Below are 15,881 nucleotides of genomic sequence, written 5' to 3' on the forward strand. Positions count from 1 at the left end.
AACAGATCGCTTAGCTGGATGCAGCTTCGAGGAGACCGTGATCGAACACGCCACCCGCTGAAGGTCTGGCGGCTTCGTCAAGCAGGTTCGCGCGGATCATAAGGTCGATGGTGGTGTCCATCGCAGCTTGTGGAATGGATAGGTCACTGGGCCACATACCCATGTCGCGCATATAGCGAAGGCCATGTGACGCCAGATCGATATCCTCCTTCGTTGTGATCCGCTGGAAAATTGGCAGCGTGATATCATCCCGACTGGGATTGTTGGTGATCGCATAGGCGTCGAGCAGCGCCCGCAGGAAGCGGACAACGATGTCGCGATTGCCGTCCAGCCAGCTCTTGCGGCCGATGACGGCCGCAAAGACGATTTCAGGGATGACGTCGTTGATCTCGCCGATCAGGTTGAAGCCGTCCCGCTCGGCCAGGAAATTCCAGGGTGCCGGCTGCGGCGCGCAGTCGATCTCTCCTGCCTGGAGTGCTTCCCAGCGCTTGGTGTGGATGCCGGCGAGTTCGAATTCATAGTCGCCTGGGTAATGCAGCCCATCCTTGGAGAGCAGCATCTGCGTGTAGATCGCAGTGCCTTCGGTGAGCGACGACGTGCCGACCTTCTTGCCCTTGAGGTCCTTGATCGACTTGATCGAAGGCTGGGCGACGAGCGACATCGGCAGTCGGTTCGAGTTCGAAGCGATCACACGCAATTCGCCGCCCTTGACGAAGTCGGCGACCGCGCCTTCCGGCGGCGTGATGGCGAGGTCTGCTTCACCCTCGAGCACAGCGCTGGTCGCCTTGTCGACGGTACCCATCTTTTTGTATTCGATGGACAGCCCATGTTTGGCGAAAATGCCGAGTTCTTCGGCGACGAAAATCGGTAGCCAGTTGAACCCTTGCGCCCCGCCTGCGAGGCTCAGATGTTGGCTCGAAGCCATTTGATTTCTCCCTGATAGTTGCGAGGCCTTCAAAGGCCGCGCTCGCGTAGTCTCTTGTCCAACAGCGGGTAGACTCGCCGCGCGTTTCCTTCGAAGACCGCATGTCTTTGGTCGTCGTCGAGCCCGAGCTGATCGATGTATCTCTTGGTATCGTCGAACGGATGCCCGGTCTCGGGATCGATCGCCTTGACCGCGCCGAGCAACTCCGAGCCGAAAAGGATGTTCTTGACTTCGACGACGTTGAATAGCGTGTCGATGCCAGCCTGATGGTAGACGCAGGTGTCGAAGAACAGGTTGTTCATCAGATGCGTGTCGAGGCTGGGCTTTTCGAGCATGATCGACAGTCCGCGATAACGGCCCCAATGGTAAGGAGCAGCCCCGCCGCCGTGCGGGATGATCAGCTTGAGCTCCGGGTGACGCTCGAACAGATCTCCCTGGATGAGCTGCATGAATACCGCGGTGTCGGCGTTGATGTAATGCGCTCCCGTCATGTGAAGGCAGCGTTCGCAGGAGCTTGACACGTGGATCATCGCGGGAACCTGGAGGGCGACCATGGCCTCCCACATCGGGTCCCACCACGGATCGTAGATCGGTGGGGCGCTCCACCGTCCGCCCGAGGGATCGGGATTGAGATTACAGCCGACGAAGCCGTTTTCGACGCATCGCTCCAACTCGTCGATGACCGCAGAAAGGTCGCCGTCGACGGTCTGCGGAAGCTGGCATACGGCAGCAAAGTTGTCGGGGAACATGTCGACGATCCGGCCGACATTGTCGTTCGACAGACGCGACCAGTCCTTGGCCACTGCCAGACCTGGAACGTGGTGGCCCATGCCGGAGGCACGCGGGCTTAAGAGCGTCACATGCGAACCGCGCTCGCGCTGTATCTTCAGCTGGTTCGCTTCGATGATGTCATGGAGTTGCTTGTCAGGAATGCCCGGATAGATGGGCTGCTCTAAGGATTTGCCTTCCGCATAAGCGACCTGCGCCGTTCGGAAGGCATGATGCTCCGGCGGTTCCGTCGTGAAGTGGCCGTGGCAGTCGATGACGAGCGACATTATGCGTTCCACTTCGCCGGAAGTTCGCAAATGCCGCGAAACCGCCAACCCTTGCCCTTCATCTCGCGCGCGGGGTCGAGCCGGAGTTCAGACAATTGCCGGAATACCTCCGCCAGCGCGATCTCGCCCATTGCCCTCGACAGGAAGTGGCCGGAACAGAAATGCGGGCGGAAGCCGAACGACAGGTGCTGCTTCTTCTTGCGGAACATGTCGAAGCTGTCGGCGTCTTCGAAGCGGGTCGCGTCGCGGTTGGCCGAACCCATGACGATCGCCACCGACGCTCCATGCGGAATGACAGTCCCCGCGATCTCGAAGTCCTCTCTGGCGACGCGCGGCGTCACGCCGATCGGAGCGATCCAGCGCAGGCCCTCGTCGAAGGCACGCATGGCGTTTTCCTGCGGCTGCTCCGCCATGACCTTCGCTTGACCGGCATTTGTAAGAAGACCGGCGCAGGCGTTCGCTGCCGCGTGGCCCGGCTCCTGCAGGCCGCCGAGGATGATGACGCGCATGGTGGGCGAAATTTCCTCCCAGCTGCGGACCTCGCCTTTGGGCATGCCTCCGTACATGACGTGGCTCAAAAGCGAATTGTTGGGCTTGGAAAGGCAGGCTTGGTAAAGATCGCCCATCTGCCTGTCGATGTCGGCAAGCGCATCGTCGAGCCGCTTCCAGATTGCCGCGTCGTTGCTGACATTCTGCAGGCCGAGCGCCATCGCATGGAACCACTCGACGAGGATCTCGTTGGGCGTTTCCGTCAGGCCGATGACGTCGCCGATGCAGCGCACCGAGATCGGCTCGAAGAGTTCGACCGTGAGGTTCGCTTCTCCATTCTTCTTGATGGAGTCGATATAACGCTGAACGACCGGGCGCGTTAGACCTTCAACGAACGAGCGCACGCGCTCCTGCGTAAGGTTCTGATCAATGCCTTCGCGAAGGCATTGATGGTCCTCGCCGGACATCGTCAGGACGTTCGGCATCCCCATCACGCGGGCTTCCGGCCGGTCAGTCGACCCCGACGGTCCGAACATCTTGTCGTTGCCGCCGACGGTGCGGCAATCGTCGAACCGAGTGATGAAATATTCCTTCGTTCCCTCGAAGAAGGCCACGGGCTGCTCTGCCCGCAGACGCGCGTAAACGGGATACGGATCCCGGTAAAGGTTTTCGCCCGTTAGTTCGGTGTGTGATCCCGTCATTGATTTCCTCCCATGCCCCCTTTGGGGAGCTGTCGCCAATCTAGCCGCCACGGTCTCCAGCCGGACGGTACGTGGACGTTTCGGGAAGCAATCGAGTGCGATTGATACTTGACATACCGAAACGTCTTCGGATACTGATAGGTATCCAAAGCGGGGTGAGCTGTCAACAACAGAAATCGACAGATCGAGGAGAAGCCGCTTCAGGAGGGAGGAATAAAGTGAACGACAGCAGCATCGAAGAGGTGCGCCCGGTGCTCCGGGCGCGGGGTGTTTCCGTGCAGTTTGGCGGCGTGAAAGCGCTGACAGACGTGTCGCTTTCCGTAAGACCGGGTGAAATCTGTGGCCTGATCGGGCCGAACGGTGCCGGAAAATCGACCTTTCTCAACGCGGCAACCCGCCTCGTAAACTACGCGACTGGATCGATCATGCTCGACGGCCAGCCGCTCGAAGGCGTGGAAACGCGCGAGATGATTGGAAAGGGCGTCGCACGGACGTTTCAGAATCTGGGCATCTATGCTTCGATGACGGTTCTCGAGAACGTCATGTTGGGTGCCCATCACCGGCTTGGCGGAAATTTCGCTAAGGCGATCTTCGCACCGTTCCGCGCAAGAGTGCTGGAGCGGTCTACGCGTGAAAGGGCAATGGCGGTGCTCGAGGAGGTCGGCATGGCGAACCTCGCCGCACGCGCGGCCGGCTCGCTGCCCTATCCCCTGCAGAAGCGGATGGAAATCGCCCGGGCGCTTGCCGCGGAGCCGAAAATACTCCTGCTCGACGAACCTGCCGGCGGGCTGACCCACGGCGAGGTCCACGAATTCGGCGCGCTCGTCGACGGGATAAGGCGCAGACACAATCTCTGCATCCTCCTTATTGAGCATCACATGGGTTTGGTGATGAGCCTTTGCGACCGGATCGTCGTCTTCCACCTCGGCCGCAACCTGGCCGAGGGAACTCCTGCCGAAATCAAGTCAAACGATGCGGTGATCGCCGCCTACCTCGGGAGAGCGGCATGACCCTTCTGGATATCAAAGATCTGTCCGTTTTTTACGGCAAGACGCGGGCACTGTTTGACTGTTCGTTCTCAGTTGATGAAGGCGAGTTCGTTGCGCTGCTCGGCGCAAACGGCGCCGGCAAGACGACGCTGCTGCGCGCAGTCTCTGGCCTCCTGCCCTTCAAGGGCTCGGTTTCCTATGCCGGCAAAGGGCTCGACACGATCTCCGCCCAGACGCGCCTTGCCCTCGGTGTTGCACACATACCGCAAGGTCGCGGCACCTTCACAGAGTTTACCGTGGAAGAAAACCTGTCGCTCGGCGCCACGATCGTGGCCAGCCGCTCGCAGGCGAAGGAAGACAAGGAACGCTGGTACGAGACGTTTCCAAGATTGCGGGAACGGCGCAACCAGCTCGCCGGAAATCTCAGCGGCGGCGAACAGCAGATGCTCGCCGTGGCTCGGGCGCTGATGTCCAGGCCGAAACTGCTGATGTGCGATGAACCATCTCTCGGATTGGCGCCCTCGATCACGCAGGAAATCCTGGCGATCTTCAAATCCCTGAACAAAGAGGCCGGCATGACTTTGCTCGTGGTCGAACAGAACGTCGACATCACCCTTCAATATGCCGACAGGGCCTTTGTCATCGAAGCTGGCCAGATCGTCGCGAGCGGTGCGGCAAGCGATCTGATCGGCAACGAAGACATCAAGAAATCATATCTGGGAGTCGCCTGATGAGCTTTTTCTTCCAGCTCGCCGTCAGCGGCTTGACCACGGGCGCCATCTACGCGGCGCTGGCGCTGGCGCTCGTCCTGATTTTCAGGGCGACGAATGTCGTCAATTTCGGCCAGGGCGAGATGGCGACGTTCTCGGCCTATGGCGCATGGCAACTGATGCAGTGGGGCGTGCCGCTCTGGCTCGCCGTTCTTGCGAGCCTCGTGGCGACATTCGCCATCGGGATCGTGACATTCCGCCTGATCATCCGACCGATGATGGACGCTCCCGTGGAAGCGACCGTCGTCATCACGCTAGGCATCCTCGTGCTATTCCAGGCCGCCTGCATGTGGATTTGGGGGGCGGAACAGCTCTCCTTCCCAAGCCTTTTTCCAGGTGGCGGCTTTAGCATCGGCGACGTCCGCGTGCTTGCCTCTGCCGTCGGGACACTGGCAATCCTCCTGGCGATTGCGTTGGCGATGGGTTTTGTCTTCCGCTTCACCAAGCTCGGCCTGTCGATGCGCGCAGCTGCCTTCGATCGTACACGCAGCGTTCTCGTTGGTGTCGATGTCGAACGAATGCTGATGCTCGGCTGGGGCTTCGCCGCCGTCATCGGGGCACTCGCCGCGATCCTGATTGCGCCCCGCCTGTTCCTTAGCCCGACGATGATGACACCGATCCTGTTCTATGCCCTGGCGGCTGCAACGCTCGGTGGCTGGGATAGTCCGCTCGGCGCCATCGTCGGCGGTCTCGCGGTCGGCGTCGCCGAAAGCCTGGGGGCAAGCTACCTCCCGTTCATCGGAGCCGACATGCGTGTCGCCGTCCCGATCGCGCTGACGTTGACCATCCTGCTCGTGAAGCCCGTTGGCTTGTTCGGCTCCTACAAGGTGACAAAACTATGAGAGACATTTCCCTCTCAACCGCGATCAAGCTTGGCGTCTTCGCAATCGTCGCGGTATCGATCCCGGTCTTCGCCCCGGCCTACGCACTCCAGCAAGTGGCCATAGCGATCGCCTACACAATTGCGATCCTCGGTCTGAACCTTCTGATGGGATATGCCGGGCAGATTTGCCTTGCCCAAGGAACGCTGTTCGGCGTTGGCGCCTATGTTACCGCCATCTTGAACGCGACCTACGGTATTTCTTCGCTGGCTACGCTACCGGCCGCGGCTGCGGTCGCCGCCGCAGTCGGCCTGGTGATCGGCCTTCCGGCGCTCAGGCTTCAAGGTCTGCAGTTGGCCATCGTCACTTTCGGTATCGCGGCGGCATTCCCGCAGTTGCTCCTCAAGATGGGAAGCCTGACCGGCGGCGTATCCGGGCTTCCCGTCGACGCTCCCGAAACGCCCGATTTCATGGCGGATGTTCCGGAGCTTTGGCTTTACCTGATCTCGCTCGCCTGCGCCGGCGTCGGTGCATTGCTCGTCTCCCGAATGCTGTTCGGCGACGCCGGTCGCGCTCTGAGGGCACAGCGCGACAACCCTCAGATTGCCCAGGCGCTTGGCGTGAACCTGACTCGCACCCGGCTCTGGGCGTTCGCGATCAGCTCGGCGCTCGCGGGGCTGGGTGGCGGGGTATTTGCCATCGTCAGCGGCTTCATCAGCCCGGAGTCTTTCCTGGCGATCCTATCGATCAACATCGTGATCGGAAGCATCGTCGGTGGCGTCACCAGCATCGTCGGCGCGTTCGTCGGCGGCCTGTTCATGGTGTTCGTTCCGAGCTGGGCATCTGACATCAACCTGAGCCTCGGCAATCTGATTTACGGCCTCGCGCTGATCCTCATCATGATGGTCGCACGCAATGGGGTGACTGGTTTCATCGAAAAATGGCTTTCGGTGATTTTTCGGAGGGCGGCTGGCTGAAAGCCCGCCATCGAACTGGGAGGAATTGAAATGAGACTGATCTCTATACTGAAGGGATGCACGATGCAGCTGGCCGCGGCCGGGTTGCTCGTCGCTTCTCACGCTAGCGCCGCGGAACCTTCGCCAGGCATCACCGATGACACGATCAAGGTTGGCGTGACCGGACCTTTGACCGGTCCTGTCGCGGTCGTCGGCGGCGTCGCCGAGGGCATTCGGGCGCGTGTCGAACAGGCCAACGCCGAAGGCGGCGTCAAGATGGGCGACGGCAAGACACGCAAGATCGAACTCGTCATCGAGGACGATGGCCTTGATCCGCAGCGCACATTGGCGAATGTCCGCAAGATGGTGGAAAAGGACAAGGTCTTCGCCTTGATCGGCACGGCTGCCACCCCGAACAACCTCGCGATCGGACGCTACATCACTCAGAAGAAGGTGCCGAACGTGTTCATGTACTCCGGGGTTATTTCCCTGAACGCTCCCGAGTGGGAAGTTGGGTTCGTGCCGTCCTTCTCGACGGAAGCGGACGCGTTTGCCGAATATCTCGCGATGAACAAGCCCGACGCCAAGGTCGCGTTCCTGTATCTGAACACGGAAACAGGCCAAACATTCATGAAGGCATTCGACCGGGCGATCGAGGGTTCGGCGATTAGAGTGGTTGAACGTCAACCAGTGACATCACAAGATCCCACTGTGGAAACCCAGCTCAATACGCTGAAGGCCTCCGGCGCCGACACGCTCGTCATCATCGCCGCGCCTCGCCAGGGCGGCGAGGCCATCCGCTTCCAATCCGAAAGCGGCTGGAAGCCGTTGACCCTGGTCACAAATCTTTCGTCTTCGTATCCGGTCCTTCAGTCCGTTGGCCTGGAAAATGCCAAGGGTATCATCACCTCGGACTTCCTGAAGCCGATCATTAGCGACCAGAAGTCCAGTGACGAGGGCATCAACCGATACCTCGATGCCATCAAGTCGGCCAAAGTGAACTTTGTTTTCGCCAACACGATCGGCCAAACCGGTTATTCGATTGGCGACCTGCTCATCCAGTCACTTGAAAAGCTTAAGGAGCCGACCCGCGAGGAACTGATGAAGGTCGTCCACAATATGGACGGCTGGCGGAGCCCGCTGCTTTTCGACGGCATCAAGGTGACAACCAAGGAGGGGTCCGACATCTTTCCGATCGAGGCACTCCAACTTTACCAGTTCGATGGGCAACAATATAATCCGGTCGGCGGGGTATTGCATTTTGAAGGAGATACGCACGAGTGAGCGTTTCGTTCGCTTCGCGCGCACCATGGCGCCGACCCCTATCTTCGCCAGTCGGTATCCAAATTGGGCCGCAGGGGACGGTGCGCTTCATTAGCTGTTGAGCGAATACAGCCGTTCCGGCCTTTGCAAAGACCGGAACGTCCATTCCTGAAAGCGGCAGCTAACGTTCTTCTGGCCTCCCCTCTGGGATGGATCCACCACACGCTCTTCCTGCTGCACCACTGGCAGAGACCTTGGGCATGGTTGGACAGGTACCGCGCTGATAATACCGGTCCCGATCATACTCGGTATACACGTGGGCGCTCGTGCTGGTGCTCGCTGGTCTGGTCATTTCAGAATTCGGAAGACGATCTGCTCCAGCTCAGGAGGGGTTTCTGCGGTAGATGCGCCAATCGGCGGTCTCCCGCACGAGGTCATAGTGTCGGGCTATATAGTGCGCATAGATGTCCCGCATGCCGTCTCCGGTCCAGATTTCTATGGGCCACTTCGGGTCGAGGATCAGGTCCACGTCGGCGAACATCTCTTTCGCGGCTGGATGATACTCAGGCCCAAGAGTGCGTCCCCAATGATACCAGACGCTATCTCCGTCCGGCGGCGTGAGACGGAGGCCGGCAGAAAACGGATTAACGAAATCCAGAACGGCAACACGCTTAGACCCCGCATCCAATTGGGAAAGGGCGGCCGAGGCGTCGGCAAGTGTACGGTTGTAACGTTGGAAATATTCGAATTGGCCGGCACTCCACATCTCAACAAGCCGAACCCCGGAAAAGGCAGGCAGCGGAACAGCTTCGCCTCGTCCACCGGCCGAATAATAGGCATGAATGGCAAGCGACGCAGCATTGCCGACCGCAGTCGGCATGAGCAAAAATGCTACGAGCAGCGGCAGGGCGATCCGCGCTCTGGCATACCGAGAGCGAAGCTCGGCGCGAAAGAGACTTTCCGACAGCACGGCAGCGCTCGCACCCAGCGTCAGAATCCCAAAGAATTGGAAGTTCTGCTCGATCAGGAGGATTCCTGATGTCATGCAGAAGGCGACAAAGAGCAGATGCCGATAGGTTGGTGTCAGGATGAGAAGGATGACGGCGACAGCCAGGTAAGCAAGAAGGTCGGCGAAATTATTCCGTACCACGTGACCGATAGCCGTCATCGTCGGGAAGCCGCCGCTGTTCTTCCCGGCAAGACTGATGTCGAGGAGGTAGTTGACCCCTCCGCCCCAGACCATCTCAATCGCCAGGATGCTAGCGGCGACGATCCCAAACGCGAGCGCCACCCAGCCGGTCTGGCGACGGTCAAAAAGCATGAACACCAGAAAAGCAAGGCCCACGACACCATAGGTGATCTTGGTGTAAAGCATCAGCAGCACGAGGAAGCTGGCGCATGCTGCGTCCGCGCCTTTGCCGCTGGTGGCGCCAGGCAAGCGGCACAGGTACATAACCAGCAGCAAGCCGAGTGACGACCAGCCGATCCGGTTGTAAAACATGGCAAAGCTGAGCTCCCCGAGCCGTTCGCCCGGGTTTGCAGGTACCGCAAGCACCAGAAGCAGACAGCTTGCCAGCAGCAGCCCGAGCGGCCAATGCATTCGGCTGCCGACGATTTCGGCGGCGACGAGCGAAAATAAGAGGATCAGCAGGGACAGTCCCACTGGCATTGCCGCACCCATGCTACCGGACAGAGCGTAGCCGACAGCCGGGATATAGAATGTCAGCGGCCCGAGAGGTGTGTGGAAATCAACGTTCGGCACCTGTCCCGCCGCGATCCGATGTGCGCCATCCAGAAAAACGAATAGATCGTTGACATATTTGGTTGTGACCGTTGCGCCCGGCAGTGCGAGGAGTCCGGCAAGAAACAATCCGATGCAGGGGACAATGGCACGCCACCAGTTCAACTGAACGGCCGGTCGCGCTGTACCTTTCTCCCGTATCGACGTCGATGCTTGCGTCACCGTGCCTCACTTTGCGCCTTTGCCTGGGCGCCACTGATAAATCGTCCATTCGGATGTCTTCCGCACCACATCGAAATTCGCCGAAAGGAACGGACCATACAGCTCCTGCAACGGCAGGCTGTTGATGCCTGTTTTGGGCACCATGACGATTTTGACGTCGGCAAAGAGCACCTCCGGCGGGATATAGGATCTTTCATTGATGTTGCGGTTCCAGTGAAGCCAGGCGGTGTCGCCGGCGGGCGGGCGAATGCCGAATCCGGCCGAAAACGGGTTTGCGAAATCGAGGACGAAAACCCGTTCGGCTGGAACCGGCAGAGACTGGAGAAGCGCGCCGCCGCTGACAATGCCATAGAGGTAGCGCCTTATGAAATCGGGCTCCCCGCCCGGTGGATCGACTTCCCGGACATCGTCAAATCGCGGCAGCCCGAGAGACTTCCCCGCCTTCTCGGCCGCGAGAGCCGTATGCAAGGCGACGGCCGCGCTGTGCTGCACGATCGGAGGCAACAGGAACAAGATAACGATCAGCGGCAGGGCGCCGGCAGCACGAGCCAAGCGTCCTGCTGGTCCGCCTTCATTGCCCGGTTGAAGCCAGGCCGTCCTCTGCGCCAGCACGGTTGCCCCGCAATAGAGCGTGATGATGCCCCAGCTGTGGGCGTTCTGATTGATGAGCGCCACGCCGGCGCCGATGCAAAACCCACAGAAGACAATATCTCGCAGGCTGCGGCTTTGCCAGGCGGCGAGCGAAGCGACGGCCGCGAACACGGTGAGATCGGACATATTTTCGCGCAGATTTTTCAGAATGCTGCCGACATCATGACCGCCGCTGACGCGCGCCGCCGCCCGCAGATCCTCAATGTGCTGGGCAGTTCCGCGCCAGAAGAACTCGATGGCGACCATCGCCAGTCCTGTCAGCAGCAGAGCCGTCACGCCCCAGCGCCGTTGTTGCCGATCAGATAGAATGATCAGGACCAGACCGGTTCCGGCAAGGCCGTAGGTCACCTTGGTATAGAACGAGACAAGCAGAAGAAAGGCGGCCGCGAAAGCATCGGCAATATTATTGCGCCTGTTTGGCGACTGCGGCGCGAGATACATAACCAACAACAGGCCGAGAGCGACCCAACCGATGCGGTTATAGAACATCGCGAAGGAAGGATACCAGATCGAACTGCCGAGATTGATCGGAGCCGCAAGAATGAGAACAAGGAATATGCCGAGTGCGGCAGCCAATGAAGGGCCGAGGCGCGACACAAGAATGCGGATCATCGCGGGGATGAAAGCGACGAGGACGATCGCCATCCCCAGTGGTATGGCAGCTCCGAAATTTCCCGACAGAAGATATCCCGCAGCCGGAATGTAAAATACGAGTGGCCCGAGCGCCGTGTGGAAATCGCGGTTCGGCACCTGACCAAAGGCGATGCGATGCGCACCGTCGATAAAGATCAGCACGTCATTGATGAAGGCGGCATTGATGGTCCTGCCCGGCAGTGCCAGCATGGCTGCACAGGCCAAGGCGACGACGATGATTGCGAATTCCGCCGACAGCAATCGCCGTATCCAAGCCGCAGGTCGCCTGTGGGCACTACCTCGCGCTCCGATGGCGTAGGCGGCCTGATTGGTGGGTTCCGTCACAGTCGCAACCTCTTGAAGATGGACTCGGGGATTGACCGGATTAGCGTCATGAGCGGTCGCCAGACCCCTCTGACGTAGACGACGTCACTGCGGCTCCCGCCCTCGGCGGCCGCGAAAATCTTTTGCGCCACCTCCTGCGGTTCGGCCGTGAGAAGCGGCGGAAGCTTCATCCCATCGGTCATCCGCGTGCGAACAAAGCCGGGCTTCACGGTCAGCACGCGCACGCCGGACCGGGACAGCCTGTTCCTCAGGCCCGACAAGAAGGCGGTCAGGCCGGCTTTGGCGGCGCCATAGACATAGTTCGACGCTCGTCCGCGATCGCCGGCGACAGAGCTCGTGCCCACGATCGTGCCCGATCCGCGCGCCGCGAAACGCTCGGCCAGAAGACCAAGAAGCAAAGCCGGCCCCTCGAAGTTCGTCCGCATGACCATGGCGGCATATTCGAGCTCTTGTTCAGCCCGAGACTGCTCACCCAGTTCGCCGACGACGCAGACCACCGTGTCCGGCAAGGGTGACACGGCGCCGAGGAAGGCCTCGAAGCGCGCAGTTTGGAGGATATCGAGCTCATGAACGGTGACAGCTGCTCCCGTCCGCGCAGCGATGTCGTCGGCTTCACGTTGAACGGCCGCGCGCGTCCGTCCCGCCAAATGAATGGCCCAGCCTGCCTCGGCATAGACAAGTGCCGTCGCCCGACCAATATCCGAGGTCGCGCCGATCATGAGCAGTGTCTTGCCGGTCCCCTTCATATGCCGAGCCTTTTTGCCAAGCGGGAATTGAAATGACGATCGGCTCCGGTTGCTCTTCGCAGCTCTTTGAACGCGTCCAGTCTGGGGTAGCCGGATTCGAATGTAAGGCGGGACTGGCGCGCATCCTTGGCGAGATAGAGGCGCCCCCCTGCCTTGACAACCAGCTCGTCGATTTCGTCGAGCAGCCGCAACACGTCCTGCGTGACCGGCAGGTCGAGCGCGAGCGTATAGCCCTGCGCAGCAAAGGAGAGCAGACCTGCACTGCCTCGCAGCCTTTTGAGAACGGCAAGAAATGAACCTTTGCCCGACTGCGCAAAACGGTCGAGGATGCTCGTGAGGACCTGGAGCGCGTCAGCATCCGGCACCACGCATTGATGCTGGATAAAGCCTCGTTTGCCGTACAATCTGTTCCATCGAAGGATGCGGTCGAGGGGGAAGAAGTAATTATCCCAATGGACCAACAAGGGCTTGGCCGACTTGCGAATACCGGACCGGAAGTAGAGCTCATTGAAGGCGGCAACGCTCGCCGTGTTCAGGAGCCAACCCGGCATATCGAGCGGCAGGGAAAGGGCCGCGCTGGGGGGCGAAGGAAAGCGATCGGCCTTCGGCGTCTCACCGACCTGATCCTGTGTTGCGTGCTCGCCCGCAAAAATCAGCGAACGTCCGAGAGAAGCGCCTTTCGACAGGCAATCGATCCAAGCCACCGAATAGGTCGCGTCCTCCGATTGCCGCAGCGCCCTCAATGCTTCGCCGAGATTCTCGGCTACGGTCGTCTTCTGGGTGATCCAGCCTGTCTCGATCGGCCTCAAGCGAAAGCTTGCTTCGGCAATGATGCCTGTCAGGCCCATCCCGCCGATAGTCGCTGAAAAAAGCTCCGCATTCTGCGAGCGGCTACAGGTGAGGATCTCGCCGCTGCCGGTCACCAACTTGAGTTCGTCGACGTGATCGCCGAATCCACCATGGCAATGATGGTTCTTGCCGTGAACGTCTGATGCGACCATCCCGCCGATCGTGACGAACTTCGTGCCCGGAACCACCGGCGGAAAATAGCCGCGGGGCACCAGCGAATGCAGGACGTTGGAAAGCATGACGCCCCCCTCTACGGTGAGGACGCGATCGGTAGCATCGAACCTTTTCATCCGGTTCAATCCACCACACATCAAGGTGGAATTCTCGCCGATCGCAGCGTCACCATAGGAGCGGCCATTGCCGCGAGCGATCAAACCTGCGTGCGATGCTGCAATCCCGCTCAGGGCCTCCGGAAACCGGCAGTTCAACACCTCGCTCTCATGACGCGGATAACGTCCCCAGCCCTCCATTGTCCGTCACGCCTCCCTTGGCTTGAAGACGAACTTTCGGTCGAGAGCGTATTTCGAGACATAGCCGATCGCCAAGCCGATCGCTCCGCCGGTGTATTTGGCAAGTTCCGTCTTCCAGAGTGTCCAGAAGGCAATTTCGAACCCCCAGAATATGAGCGTCGTCAGCACACTGAACAAGCCGTAAAGCGCAACTTTCGACATCTCGTCGCCATGCGAGGAGTAACGGTCGAAGAAGATCCAATTTTTGTCGAGAACATATTTCAGGGCGAAGCCGGCGGCGGTGCCCGCAAGGATCGATGGCATCAGGCCCGACCACGGCGCTATTTGGAGAACGATCGCCTGAACCAAGAAATTGGCGGCGGTGGAGAGCAACGCGAAGGCGACATAGCGGACCGCGACGCCCGTGGGAGTGCTTCGCTGCTGGAACTGCGAGCCCATCATGACCACCTCACATCGCGGCAAAGACGAACAGGCTGGCAGCCCCTAGCGTGGCGAGACTGACCTTGTCCCTGATAGCGAAGACCACCGGATCATCATGCATCTGCCCCCGATGGGCCAGCATGAGGATGCGCGCGATCCAGCAGGCAAGGACCGGACCGGCGAACCATAGCATCCCCGGCCGCTCATAGACGTCTCGTGCGTTGTCGCTCGCGGCATACAGGGCAAACAGCGTCAGCGCATTCATCCCCGCCCCCGCTGCCAAGGCACCCACCATGCCGATGTCGGCCTTCCTGTAGTCCCGGCCCTTGGAGTCCGGCAGGCGCGCGGCGCGACGTCCGATCAACTCGGTGTACCGTTTGACCAAAGCGAGCGAGAGGAACCAGCTCATCATGAAGGCCAGGAGCCAAGGCGATGGCCAAACAGAGAGGGCTGCGGCCCCTCCGATCACCCGCGTGGTATAGAGAGATGCAAGGGCCACGACATCCAGGATCATCTTGCGCTTGAAGAAAAACGAATAGGCGGTGGTCAATGCAAAATATCCCGCCAACACAAGAACGAACCCTGGCGTCACCATGACGGCCACCATGAGCGATAGGAGAAGCAGGATTGGGATGACGGCGATGGCGTGCGAAAGCGGGATGTCACCGCAAGCAAGAGGCCTGCGGCATTTCGTGCGATGGCCGCGGTCGTCCTGGAGATCCACCAGATCATTGAGGATATAGACGCCGGAAGCACAGAGGGAGAATGCGAGGAAAGCCAGACCGGCGTTGACCATGTTGTTGATATCGAAGAGCTGGCTGATCAGAAGCGGGACAAAGACCAGCCCGTTCTTGACGTACTGATGCACGCGTAACAGCCGCGCCCAGGTGCGCCAAGTCGCCTTTTCATACGGAAGATGTTGGATGTTGACGCACTGCCGGGTGAGTTTTTGCGCGACCGCGGGCGATGTCCGTATGGCATAGGACTTGGCGGCATGGCGCCAGACAGGGAGATCAGCCACGTCGTTGCCGATATAGTCGAACCCGCTTTTTCCGAAAGCGGCGACGAGTTGTTCCGCTTTGACATCGGCAGCGCAGTTCGTTGTTTCGCTGGTTGCAAACCAACCGTCGAAAAGGCCGAGATGTTCGGCAACTGCGGAAACGAGACGCTCATGGCTCGCTGACGCGAGATAGATGGGTCGTCCCTCCTCCCTTGCGGCCCGGATCACCTTCAAGACCTCCTCGTCATACGGAAGGAGAGCCGGATCGAAATCCACTGGTTGCGAAAGACGGTGTTTCAGGCAGGCTTTTCCGCCGCACAGGGCCCTGACGAGATCCACAGCCGAGTGAGGGCGACGAGCCAGTTCGGCGAAAGCAGTTTCGATCAGCAGATCTGATCGTACGAGGGTGCCGTCCAGATCGACCACCAATGGGCAAGGCTGCAGTAACGTTTCGAGGTTTCCGGGACAGACCGCCGATGGCGGCGCATGCGTTGGCTCGAGGCGCTCATCCTCCTGGAGTCCCGGCAGAAACTCTCTTTGCAGGAGGAACTCACGTTGCAGTTCGCTCAAAGGAATTCCCCTCTGCTTCAAACCCAGGAGTTCGTCGAACGCCGGCCGAGGCGGTTAGTTCCATTGGCGCAGAAATGCTCCCTCAGGTTGCGCTTCTCCTGCCCATCCCGAAACATTTCCCGGAAAACTCGTGTCCTGTGAGGGAGGATGATTGCCTCCGTTCATCCGTGATGGCTATCGACGAAGTGTCGAAGAAAGGAACAAAGCCAGGAAGAGATGACGGCATTCATTTCGCTGAGCCTCAACCTCCTCGGGGTCGTATGCG

14 protein-coding genes are annotated in these 15,881 nt (G+C 60.0%); 5 read left to right on the forward strand and 9 right to left on the reverse strand.

Annotation, left to right across the window (positions count from 1 at the left end):
• Positions 1 to 10 precede the first annotated feature (10 nt).
• The 3 genes from K6M89_RS01835 to K6M89_RS01845 are packed head-to-tail and all read right to left on the reverse strand — an operon-like array spanning position 11 to position 3,170.
• On the reverse strand, positions 11 to 925 hold the full coding sequence (locus K6M89_RS01835) for an ABC transporter substrate-binding protein (protein ID WP_222138228.1): 915 nt from the start codon (positions 923 to 925) through the stop codon (positions 11 to 13).
• Between the two features lie 29 nt (positions 926 to 954).
• A complete protein-coding gene (locus K6M89_RS01840) occupies positions 955 to 1,980 on the reverse strand; it encodes an amidohydrolase family protein (RefSeq protein WP_222138229.1) in 1,026 nt (341 codons plus the stop codon).
• The gene (locus K6M89_RS01845) at positions 1,980 to 3,170 is read right to left on the reverse strand and encodes a cytochrome P450 (RefSeq protein ID WP_222138230.1); all 1,191 of its coding nucleotides are present in this window, start codon (positions 3,168 to 3,170) and stop codon (positions 1,980 to 1,982) included. The genes K6M89_RS01840 and K6M89_RS01845 overlap by 1 nt, the downstream gene beginning before the upstream one ends.
• Before the next feature lie 218 nt (positions 3,171 to 3,388).
• Between K6M89_RS01845 and K6M89_RS01850 the strand changes: the two genes are divergently transcribed.
• From K6M89_RS01850 to K6M89_RS01870, 5 genes are all read left to right on the forward strand, one after another.
• Positions 3,389 to 4,180, forward strand: a complete 792-nt coding sequence (locus K6M89_RS01850) for an ABC transporter ATP-binding protein (RefSeq protein ID WP_222138231.1) — start codon at positions 3,389 to 3,391, stop codon at positions 4,178 to 4,180.
• Entirely contained in the window at positions 4,177 to 4,890 is a 714-nt protein-coding gene (locus tag K6M89_RS01855) for an ABC transporter ATP-binding protein (RefSeq protein WP_222138232.1), read from the forward strand. The genes K6M89_RS01850 and K6M89_RS01855 overlap by 4 nt, the downstream gene beginning before the upstream one ends.
• Positions 4,890 to 5,771, forward strand: a complete 882-nt coding sequence (locus K6M89_RS01860; protein ID WP_222138233.1) for a branched-chain amino acid ABC transporter permease — start codon at positions 4,890 to 4,892, stop codon at positions 5,769 to 5,771. The genes K6M89_RS01855 and K6M89_RS01860 overlap by 1 nt, the downstream gene beginning before the upstream one ends.
• Positions 5,768 to 6,727: a branched-chain amino acid ABC transporter permease gene (locus K6M89_RS01865; RefSeq protein WP_222138234.1), complete on the forward strand. Its 960-nt coding sequence runs from the start codon at positions 5,768 to 5,770 to the stop codon at positions 6,725 to 6,727. The genes K6M89_RS01860 and K6M89_RS01865 overlap by 4 nt, the downstream gene beginning before the upstream one ends.
• A 63-nt stretch (positions 6,728 to 6,790) precedes the next feature.
• The gene (locus tag K6M89_RS01870; RefSeq protein WP_246642278.1) at positions 6,791 to 7,990 is read left to right on the forward strand and encodes an ABC transporter substrate-binding protein; all 1,200 of its coding nucleotides are present in this window, start codon (positions 6,791 to 6,793) and stop codon (positions 7,988 to 7,990) included.
• A gap of 361 nt (positions 7,991 to 8,351) precedes the next feature.
• Here K6M89_RS01870 and K6M89_RS01875 read toward each other — a convergent pair whose 3' ends face one another.
• The 6 genes from K6M89_RS01875 to K6M89_RS01900 form a co-directional block, all read right to left on the reverse strand.
• Entirely contained in the window at positions 8,352 to 9,932 is a 1,581-nt protein-coding gene (locus K6M89_RS01875) for a hypothetical protein (RefSeq protein ID WP_222138236.1), read from the reverse strand.
• 6 nt (positions 9,933 to 9,938) lie between these two features.
• A complete protein-coding gene (locus tag K6M89_RS01880) occupies positions 9,939 to 11,477 on the reverse strand; it encodes a hypothetical protein (protein WP_246642279.1) in 1,539 nt (512 codons plus the stop codon).
• An 80-nt stretch (positions 11,478 to 11,557) separates the two neighbouring features.
• Positions 11,558 to 12,307, reverse strand: coding sequence for an SDR family oxidoreductase (locus K6M89_RS01885; RefSeq protein ID WP_222138238.1), 750 nt, complete (start codon positions 12,305 to 12,307; stop codon positions 11,558 to 11,560).
• Positions 12,304 to 13,626: an FAD-binding oxidoreductase gene (locus K6M89_RS01890; protein ID WP_222138239.1), complete on the reverse strand. Its 1,323-nt coding sequence runs from the start codon at positions 13,624 to 13,626 to the stop codon at positions 12,304 to 12,306. The genes K6M89_RS01885 and K6M89_RS01890 overlap by 4 nt, the downstream gene beginning before the upstream one ends.
• A gap of 6 nt (positions 13,627 to 13,632) precedes the next feature.
• Positions 13,633 to 14,064, reverse strand: a complete 432-nt coding sequence (locus K6M89_RS01895; protein WP_222138368.1) for a GtrA family protein — start codon at positions 14,062 to 14,064, stop codon at positions 13,633 to 13,635.
• 10 nt (positions 14,065 to 14,074) lie between these two features.
• Positions 14,075 to 15,616: a UbiA family prenyltransferase gene (locus K6M89_RS01900; protein ID WP_222138240.1), complete on the reverse strand. Its 1,542-nt coding sequence runs from the start codon at positions 15,614 to 15,616 to the stop codon at positions 14,075 to 14,077.
• Between the last annotated feature and the right edge of the window lie 265 nt (positions 15,617 to 15,881).

The sequence above is a fragment of the Rhizobium croatiense genome, assembly GCF_019793465.1.
In the GTDB taxonomy this organism is placed as follows: domain Bacteria; phylum Pseudomonadota; class Alphaproteobacteria; order Rhizobiales; family Rhizobiaceae; genus Rhizobium; species Rhizobium croatiense.

Excerpts from the sequence above, each read along its gene's own strand:
- K6M89_RS01840 (WP_222138229.1), bottom strand. The coding sequence starts at position 1,980 with ATGTCGCTCGTCATCGACTGCCACGGCCACTTCACGACGGAACCGCCG.
- K6M89_RS01895 (WP_222138368.1), bottom strand. The coding sequence starts at position 14,064 with ATGGGCTCGCAGTTCCAGCAGCGAAGCACTCCCACGGGCGTCGCGGTC.
- K6M89_RS01870 (WP_246642278.1), top strand. The coding sequence starts at position 6,791 with ATGCAGCTGGCCGCGGCCGGGTTGCTCGTCGCTTCTCACGCTAGCGCC.
- K6M89_RS01885 (WP_222138238.1), bottom strand. The coding sequence starts at position 12,307 with ATGAAGGGGACCGGCAAGACACTGCTCATGATCGGCGCGACCTCGGAT.
- K6M89_RS01860 (WP_222138233.1), top strand. The coding sequence starts at position 4,890 with ATGAGCTTTTTCTTCCAGCTCGCCGTCAGCGGCTTGACCACGGGCGCC.
- K6M89_RS01845 (WP_222138230.1), bottom strand. The coding sequence starts at position 3,170 with ATGACGGGATCACACACCGAACTAACGGGCGAAAACCTTTACCGGGAT.
- K6M89_RS01835 (WP_222138228.1), bottom strand. The coding sequence starts at position 925 with ATGGCTTCGAGCCAACATCTGAGCCTCGCAGGCGGGGCGCAAGGGTTC.
- K6M89_RS01865 (WP_222138234.1), top strand. The coding sequence starts at position 5,768 with ATGAGAGACATTTCCCTCTCAACCGCGATCAAGCTTGGCGTCTTCGCA.
- K6M89_RS01890 (WP_222138239.1), bottom strand. The coding sequence starts at position 13,626 with ATGGAGGGCTGGGGACGTTATCCGCGTCATGAGAGCGAGGTGTTGAAC.
- K6M89_RS01855 (WP_222138232.1), top strand. The coding sequence starts at position 4,177 with ATGACCCTTCTGGATATCAAAGATCTGTCCGTTTTTTACGGCAAGACG.